The organism is uncultured Massilia sp. (assembly GCF_913773735.1).
In the GTDB taxonomy this organism is placed as follows: Bacteria; Pseudomonadota; Gammaproteobacteria; order Burkholderiales; family Burkholderiaceae_D; genus Telluria.
In genome coordinates this window covers 80892-87096 of the sequence record NZ_CAJYEB010000043.1, presented here as the reverse complement: position 1 = coordinate 87096, position 6205 = coordinate 80892, and the positions used below count along the sequence as shown (strand labels likewise).

General features: G+C 70.4%; 9 protein-coding genes. 2 read left to right on the top strand and 7 right to left on the bottom strand.

Annotation, left to right across the window (positions count from 1 at the left end; genetic code table 11):
- A partial coding sequence (locus QZ749_RS23035; protein WP_296952014.1) for a DUF4214 domain-containing protein occupies positions 1-206 on the top strand: 206 nt, incomplete at its 5' end.
- Between the two features lie 68 nt (positions 207-274).
- Here QZ749_RS23035 and QZ749_RS23030 read toward each other — a convergent pair.
- The 4 genes from QZ749_RS23030 to QZ749_RS23015 all read right to left on the bottom strand — a co-directional run bounded on the left by QZ749_RS23030 (position 275) and on the right by QZ749_RS23015 (position 2938).
- On the bottom strand, positions 275-829 hold the full coding sequence (locus QZ749_RS23030) for a YbaK/prolyl-tRNA synthetase associated domain-containing protein (protein ID WP_296952012.1): 555 nt from the start codon (positions 827-829) through the stop codon (positions 275-277).
- Positions 830-837: 8 nt separating this feature from the next.
- Positions 838-1521: an HAD family phosphatase gene (locus QZ749_RS23025; protein ID WP_296952009.1), complete on the bottom strand. Its 684-nt coding sequence runs from the start codon at positions 1519-1521 to the stop codon at positions 838-840.
- Positions 1522-1531: 10 nt separating this feature from the next.
- Positions 1532-2500 (bottom strand): threo-3-hydroxy-L-aspartate ammonia-lyase, encoded by a 969-nt coding sequence (locus QZ749_RS23020; protein ID WP_296952006.1) that lies wholly within the window; start codon positions 2498-2500, stop codon positions 1532-1534.
- 123 nt (positions 2501-2623) lie between these two features.
- Positions 2624-2938, bottom strand: a complete 315-nt coding sequence (locus tag QZ749_RS23015) for a hypothetical protein (RefSeq protein WP_296952003.1) — start codon at positions 2936-2938, stop codon at positions 2624-2626.
- Between the two features lie 209 nt (positions 2939-3147).
- Here QZ749_RS23015 and QZ749_RS23010 point away from each other — a divergent pair, with 209 nt between their 5' ends.
- Positions 3148-3933 carry a head GIN domain-containing protein gene (locus QZ749_RS23010; protein WP_296952000.1) on the top strand — a complete coding sequence of 262 codons (786 nt, stop codon included), beginning with the start codon at positions 3148-3150 and terminating at the stop codon, positions 3931-3933.
- A gap of 106 nt (positions 3934-4039) precedes the next feature.
- Here the strand turns inward: QZ749_RS23010 and QZ749_RS23005 are convergent, their stop codons facing one another.
- The 3 genes from QZ749_RS23005 to purU form a co-directional block, all read right to left on the bottom strand.
- Entirely contained in the window at positions 4040-4510 is a 471-nt protein-coding gene (locus QZ749_RS23005; protein ID WP_296951998.1) for a copper chaperone PCu(A)C, read from the bottom strand.
- A gap of 67 nt (positions 4511-4577) precedes the next feature.
- The gene (locus QZ749_RS23000) at positions 4578-5120 is read right to left on the bottom strand and encodes a YaeQ family protein (RefSeq protein ID WP_296951996.1); all 543 of its coding nucleotides are present in this window, start codon (positions 5118-5120) and stop codon (positions 4578-4580) included.
- Between the two features lie 36 nt (positions 5121-5156).
- Positions 5157-6026 (bottom strand): formyltetrahydrofolate deformylase, encoded by an 870-nt coding sequence (gene purU, locus QZ749_RS22995; RefSeq protein WP_296951993.1) that lies wholly within the window; start codon positions 6024-6026, stop codon positions 5157-5159.
- Positions 6027-6205 lie beyond the last annotated feature (179 nt).

The window sequence follows — 6205 nt, the reverse complement described above, 5'->3', positions numbered from 1 at the left end:
ATGACGCGCACTTCGTGGCCGAGCTGTACCAGACCGCGCTGGGCCACGGCCCGAGCGCGGCGGAAGCCAGCGAGTGGGCCGTCAAGCTGGCCGCCGGCCAGGTGACGCGCGCCGACGTGCTGCTGGGCATTGCCGATGCGGACGAGATGGTGCAGCTCGTCGGCACCGTTTCCACCACCATCGCCACCGGCATCGCCACCGCCTGACCGCGCGATGAGAAACGGGGCGCCATCCGCAAGGAGGCGCCCCGTCGTCGCCGGTGCCGGCCGTCCCGTCAGCGCTGGCGCAGGTCCGCCAGGCGCGGCCGCGCCACGCGCAGGTAGTCGTCGCTGTCGAGCACCATCGACGCGTCCAGGCGGCCGGCGTTGAAGGCGATCTCGCGGTAGCGTCCGAACAGATCGGGATCGGCCACCAGCACCAGGTCCGGGTGGAAGGAGAACGGCGGGATCGCGCCCAGCACGCAGCCCGTCATGTCGAGGATTTCCCTGGGACTCATCAGGCTGGCGCGGCGCGCGCCGAACAGGTCGGCCAGCGCCTGCAGGTCGAGCTGGCGGTCGGCCGCCAGCACGGCCAGCACGTGCACGGCCGGCGCGTCCGGCACCTTGAGCTTGCAGGCCATGGCTTTGGCGCCCTGCCCGACCTCGGTGCCGCGGATGCGCGCGACTTCCTCGGACTTGCCGGCGGCCGGGTGCGCGATGACACGGTAGCGCGCATCCTGCGCGGACAGCAGCGCCACCAGCCTGTCGAAGACGGGCGTGGGGCCGATGCCGGGCGCGTCCGCGGTTTGCGTGGTGGCCTGCGTGGTGGCATGTGACGTGGTGTCGGTCATGGGATCCTTCAGGGTGGAGGCGCTGCGCCGTCCAGCAGCAGCGCCAGTTCGCGTTCGAGTTCGGCATGGCCGTCGACCACGCGCCAGGCGCCGTCGAAGTCGTAGCCGGCCAGCAGTTCGCTGCGCAGCGCGATGCAGCGCAGCCCGGCCGCCCTGGCCGCGGCCAGGCCGCGCGGCGAATCCTCGACGGCGATGCAGTCGGCGGCGTCCAGGCCCAACTGCTGCAGGGCGTGCAGGTAGGCGTCGGGATGCGGCTTGGGTCGCATGCCGGGTGCGCGTGCGAACACGGCGCCGATGTGCTCGAGCACGCCGCCGTCGCGGTGCGCCAGCGCCACGTGCTCGGCGAACGAGGCGGTGACGATGCTCATCGCCACCCGCGGCGCCAGCCGCGCCAGCATCGCCGGCACGCCGGGAAAGCCGAGCGGCGTCGCCGCTTCGGCCAGCAGGCCGGCGTAGCAGGCGTCGCGGGCGCGCCGCACCTGCGCGATGTCGTCCTCGCCGTAGCCGCGCGCGCGCAGCAGGTGCCAGGCCCCGCGCGCGTCTTCCAGGTACCAGGCGACGTAGTCCGCGTGCGCGAGGTCGATGCCGTGCGGCGCCAGCACGCGCCGGTTGGCCTCGAAGAACAGGCGTTCGGTGTCCGACAGGACGCCGTCGTTGTCCCATAGGATGGCCTTGAGCGCGCCGGTCGCCATCGGCCGCCCGTCAGCCGGCCAGGAAGGCGCCCAGGCGCGCCAGGTCGACGTTGCCGCCGCTGACCAGGATGCCGACCCGCTTGCCGCGCAACCGGTCCTGCATGGCGCGCGCCGCCGCGAAACCGAGGCACCCGGTCGGCTCCACGACGAGCTTCATGCGCTCGGCGAAGAAACGCATGCAGCGCACCAGTTCCTCGTCGGACGCGGTCAGGATGTCGTCGACGTCGCGCCGGATGATCGGGAACGTGAGGCTGCCGAGGTGCTGGGTCTGGGCGCCGTCCGCGATGGTCTGCGGCGTGTCGATGTGGACGATGGCGCCCGAACGGAACGATTGCTGGCCGTCGTTGCCCGCTTCGGGCTCGACGCCATACAGCTTGCAGGCCGGCGCCAGCGCGCGCGTGGACAGCGCGGAGCCGGACAACAGGCCGCCGCCGCCCAGCGGCACGAACAGGGCGTCCAGCGCGCCGACCTCCTCGAACAGTTCCTTCGCCGCCGTGCCCTGGCCGGCGATGACGTCCGGGTGGTCGTACGGCGGGATCAGGGTGTAGCCGTGGCGCTCGGCCAGGTCGCGGCCGATCTGCTCGCGGTCTTCGGTGTAGCGGTCGTACAGCACGACGTTGCCGCCGTAGCCGCGGGTGGCCGCGACCTTGGCGGCCGGCGCATCCTGCGGCATCACGATGGTGGCGGGCATGCCCAGCAGCTGCGCGGCCAGCGCGATCGCCTGCGCGTGGTTGCCGGACGAGAAGGCCACGACGCCGGCGGCGCGCTGCGCCGGCGTGAAGCGCGCCAGCGCATTGCAGGCGCCGCGGAACTTGAAGGCGCCCATGCGCTGCAGGTTCTCGCATTTGAAGAAGACCTCGGCGCCGCATGCCGAGTTCACGGTGCGCGAGGTCAGCACCGGGGTGCGGTTGGCGATGCCGGCGATGCGTTCGGCGGCCTGGACGACGTCGGCATAGGCCGGCGGCTGGAGCGTACTCATCCTGTAATCCCTTTCGGTTGGCGTGCGTGATTGGACGATGACATGTCCAAGCAGACATTTTAGCCGGGAGTCGCCCGCCCGGTCAGGGGAAACCGGCGGCCAGAAGGGATAGGCGGGATGGCATCAGGCCAGGGAATCGTCCAGGCGCGCGACCTCGACCGAGCCGCCTTCGTCGAACACCGGACACGACGCGGCCAGCGCGACCGCCGCGTTGAAGTCCGCCGCGCGCACGATGGCGTAGCCGGACAGCGAACTGGTCGACTCTTTCGGCCCGAGCAGGCGGCTGGGCATCTCGACGGCCCCGCCGGCCAGGGCGCCGCGGTCGACGAGCGCCGCGCCCAGCCCGTCGAGCCAGGCCCGCCAGCGCGCGCGGTCGTGCGCGGGGCCGTCGGCGCTGCCGACGGGCACGCCACGGTAGACGATCAGGTACCGATCCATGCTGCCTCCTGCAAGGAACCACGTCGATGGGATGGCCCGACCTTAGCAGGATCGGGGCGACGGCGGCGCGCCGCTGGCCACCGGCTGGCCGGCGCTGGCGCAGTTCGGCCCGCGATCGCTGCAGTCCGTCGCAAACCGCGCCCCTGTAGCGCCGCGGTGGCTTAGGATGCCATCATCGCATCCCACGAGACCCACTACAGGAGGACCGCATGACCACGAACACGAGCGCCATCCCGACCGCCATCCCGACCGCCCGCCGCCGCTTCCTGGCCGGCGCCTGCGCCCTCGCCTGCGTCGCCGCCGCGCCGCAGGCCGGCGCCTGGGGCTGGGGTTCCGAAACGGTGGAGGGCCGCGGCCCCGTCAGGCGCCAGGAGCGCAGCGTCGGCCGCTTCGACGGCCTGTCGGTGGCCGTGCCGGGCACGGTCGAGGTCCGCACCGGCAATGCCGAGGGCGTCACCATCGAGACCGAGGACAACCTGCTGCCGCTGATCGAAACGGTGGTCGAGGACCGCACGCTGAAGATCCGCGCGCGCTCCAGGACCAACCTGCGCACGCGCAACCTGAGGATCGTCGTGCAGGTGCGCGAGCTGGACCGCATGACGCTGGCCGGCTCGGCCAACGTCGACATCGACGCGATGCGCGGCCAGCGCGTGCGCTTCGACATCGGCGGATCGGGGGAAATCCGGGTACGCCGCGTCGAAGGCGGCGACCTGAGCGTGAACCTGGGCGGCAGCGGCAAGCTGCAGGCCGGCGACGGCAGCGCGCGCAAGCTGTCGGTGTCGGTGGCCGGTTCCGGCAACGTCGACCTGGGCAAGGTGCGCACGGACACCGCCAGCGTCAACGTGGCGGGGTCGGGCAATGCCCGGCTGTGGGTGCGCGATGCGCTGAGCCTGACGGTGGCCGGCTCGGGCGACGTCGATTACTACGGCGATCCGCAGGTGAGCAAGTCGGTGGTCGGCTCGGGCAGCCTGCGCCGGCTGGGTTCGGCGCCGTAGGGGTCAGCGCCCGGTGTTGCTTTCAAGGGGCTCCGGCCCCGGTGTGACCACGCGCACCAAGCAGCACCGCAGGGTGCGCACCCCGTGCGCGCCACCGCCGCGCCTATCAATGGTGCGCCGCGTCCCCGGCCGGCTTGTAGTTCAGCGGCTTGACCGGGGCCTGCACGGCCACGCTCTCGCGCTTGCCGTCCGCGCCCTGCACCGTCAGCGTCAGCGGCACCTGCTCGCCTTCCTTCAGCTGGCGCTGCAGGTCGAACAGCATGATGTGGTAGCCGCCCGACGCCAGGTTCACGGGCTGGCCGGCCGGCAGGTCGAGGCCGTCGATCTTGCGCATGCGCATGGTCTGGCCTTCCATCGCCATCTCGTGGATCTCGACGCGGCCCGCGACCGGGCTCTTGACCTCGACCAGGCGCGCCGCCTTGGCGGCGCGCAGCTGCATGAAGGCGCCGGATACCTTCTGGGTCGGCACGGTGGCGCGCACCCAGGGATCGGTCACGCCGACCTGGGCCAGCGCGGCGGTGGAGACGAGGCTGGCGGCGGCCAGGGCGACAAGGGTGGAAATTGCTCGTAAAGCCATGGTGGTATCCGGTTGAACGACACGTCGGCCGTGCACGGGGTGTGCACGGCCGCCAAGTATAGCGCGATCAGCGCCCGCCCAGCAGCACCTCGCGCTCGACCTGCACGGTGTTCGTGCCGTCGGTCAGCCACACCTGGCCGTCCTGGATCGTGCACTGCAGCTGCATGCTGCGCTGGGCCAGTTGCTCGAGCTGGGCGCTGGTCTCCGCCGGGATGTTGACGATGGTGATCTTGCGGTTGCGCTCGAGCTTGCTGGCCAGGCCCTTGAACCAGATGTTGCTGGTGGCGCTGTAGCTGTACACGATCACGTGCTCGGCGCGCCCGCAGGCCTTGAGCAGGCGCCGCTCGTCGGGCTGGCCCACCTCGATCCAGGTCTGGATCGCGCCGGTGAGGTCCTTCAGCCACAGCGCCGGCTCCTCGACGTCGAACAGGTCCTTGCCGAACGCCAGCGCCGGGTCGGCGTGCAGGGCGAATGCGAGCAGGCGGATCATCACGCGCTCGTCGGTCTCGGAAGGATGGCGCGCGATGGTGAGCGCGTGCTCCTGGTAATAGTTGCGGTCCATGTCCGCGATGTTCAGGTCTGCCTTGTAGATCGTTGCTTTCAGGGCCATCTGGGTTGCTGCGCTTTCTTGTCTGCGTTCGTCGGTTCAGCTGAACACGACGGTCTTGTCGCCGTTCAGCAAAATGCGGTGTTCCACGAACCACTTGACCGCGCGCGCCAGCACGACGCTCTCGACGTCGCGGCCGATCGCCGTCAACTCCTCGACGCGCATCGCGTGGTCGACGCGCTCGACGTCCTGCTCGATGATCGGGCCCTCGTCCAGGTCGCCGGTGACGAAATGGGCAGTGGCGCCGATCAGCTTGACGCCGCGCCGGTGCGCCTGCGCGTACGGGCGCGCCCCCTTGAAGCTGGGCAGGAACGAATGGTGGATATTGATCGCCCTGCCCTTCAAGGCTTCGCACAGCCCCGGCGACAGGATCTGCATGTAGCGCGCCAGCACGACCAGGTCGATGCGGTGGGTGTCGAGCAGGTCGATCACGCGCGCCTCCTGGGCGAGCTTGGCCGATTCGCTGGCACCGGCCTCGAGCGGCAAGTGGTGGAAAGGGATATTGTAACTTGCCGCGAGCTGGTAGAAATCCATATGGTTCGACACGATGGCCGGGATCTCCACCGGCAGCAGGCCGCTGCGGTAGCGGAACAGCAGGTCGTTCAGGCAATGGCCGATCTTCGACACCATGATCATCACGCGCGGCTTGCGTCCGGCGTCGTGCAGCTGGCCGTCCGCGCCCAGCTGCTCGCACAGGGAACCGAAGCCGGCGCGCAGCAGCTCGTCGGACACCGCCCCGTCCTCCAGCGCGAAGTGCACGCGCATGAAGAACAGCTTCGATTCCGCGTCGCCATATTGCGCCGAGTCGATGATGTTGCAGCCGTGTTCGGCCAGGAAGCCCGACACGCGCAGCACGATGCCGCGGTGGTCAAGGCAGGAGAGGGTCAGGATGTATTCGGGGTACGTCATGCGCTCGAGGGGAAAGGTTGAAGGGAAACAGCCGGTCCATTGTCGCACGACGTTGCAATTTCGGCATTCCCGCAACGAATTGCCCGCCCGCGCCGCCGCCGCGCCAGCCCGCCGGAACTATCGCCTGCCCAGCGCCTCTAAACGCACGAGCGCATCCATGGACGCTCGGGTTTGGATTG

Bases quoted from the DNA above. Each gene is read 5' to 3' on its own strand.
- QZ749_RS23020 (WP_296952006.1), bottom strand. From the start codon at position 2,500: ATGAGTACGCTCCAGCCGCCGGCCTATGCCGACGTCGTCCAGGCCGCC.
- QZ749_RS23025 (WP_296952009.1), bottom strand. From the start codon at position 1,521: ATGGCGACCGGCGCGCTCAAGGCCATCCTATGGGACAACGACGGCGTC.
- purU (WP_296951993.1), bottom strand. From the start codon at position 6,026: ATGACGTACCCCGAATACATCCTGACCCTCTCCTGCCTTGACCACCGC.
- QZ749_RS23005 (WP_296951998.1), bottom strand. From the start codon at position 4,510: ATGGCTTTACGAGCAATTTCCACCCTTGTCGCCCTGGCCGCCGCCAGC.
- QZ749_RS23030 (WP_296952012.1), bottom strand. From the start codon at position 829: ATGACCGACACCACGTCACATGCCACCACGCAGGCCACCACGCAAACC.
- QZ749_RS23000 (WP_296951996.1), bottom strand. From the start codon at position 5,120: ATGGCCCTGAAAGCAACGATCTACAAGGCAGACCTGAACATCGCGGAC.
- QZ749_RS23010 (WP_296952000.1), top strand. From the start codon at position 3,148: ATGACCACGAACACGAGCGCCATCCCGACCGCCATCCCGACCGCCCGC.
- QZ749_RS23015 (WP_296952003.1), bottom strand. From the start codon at position 2,938: ATGGATCGGTACCTGATCGTCTACCGTGGCGTGCCCGTCGGCAGCGCC.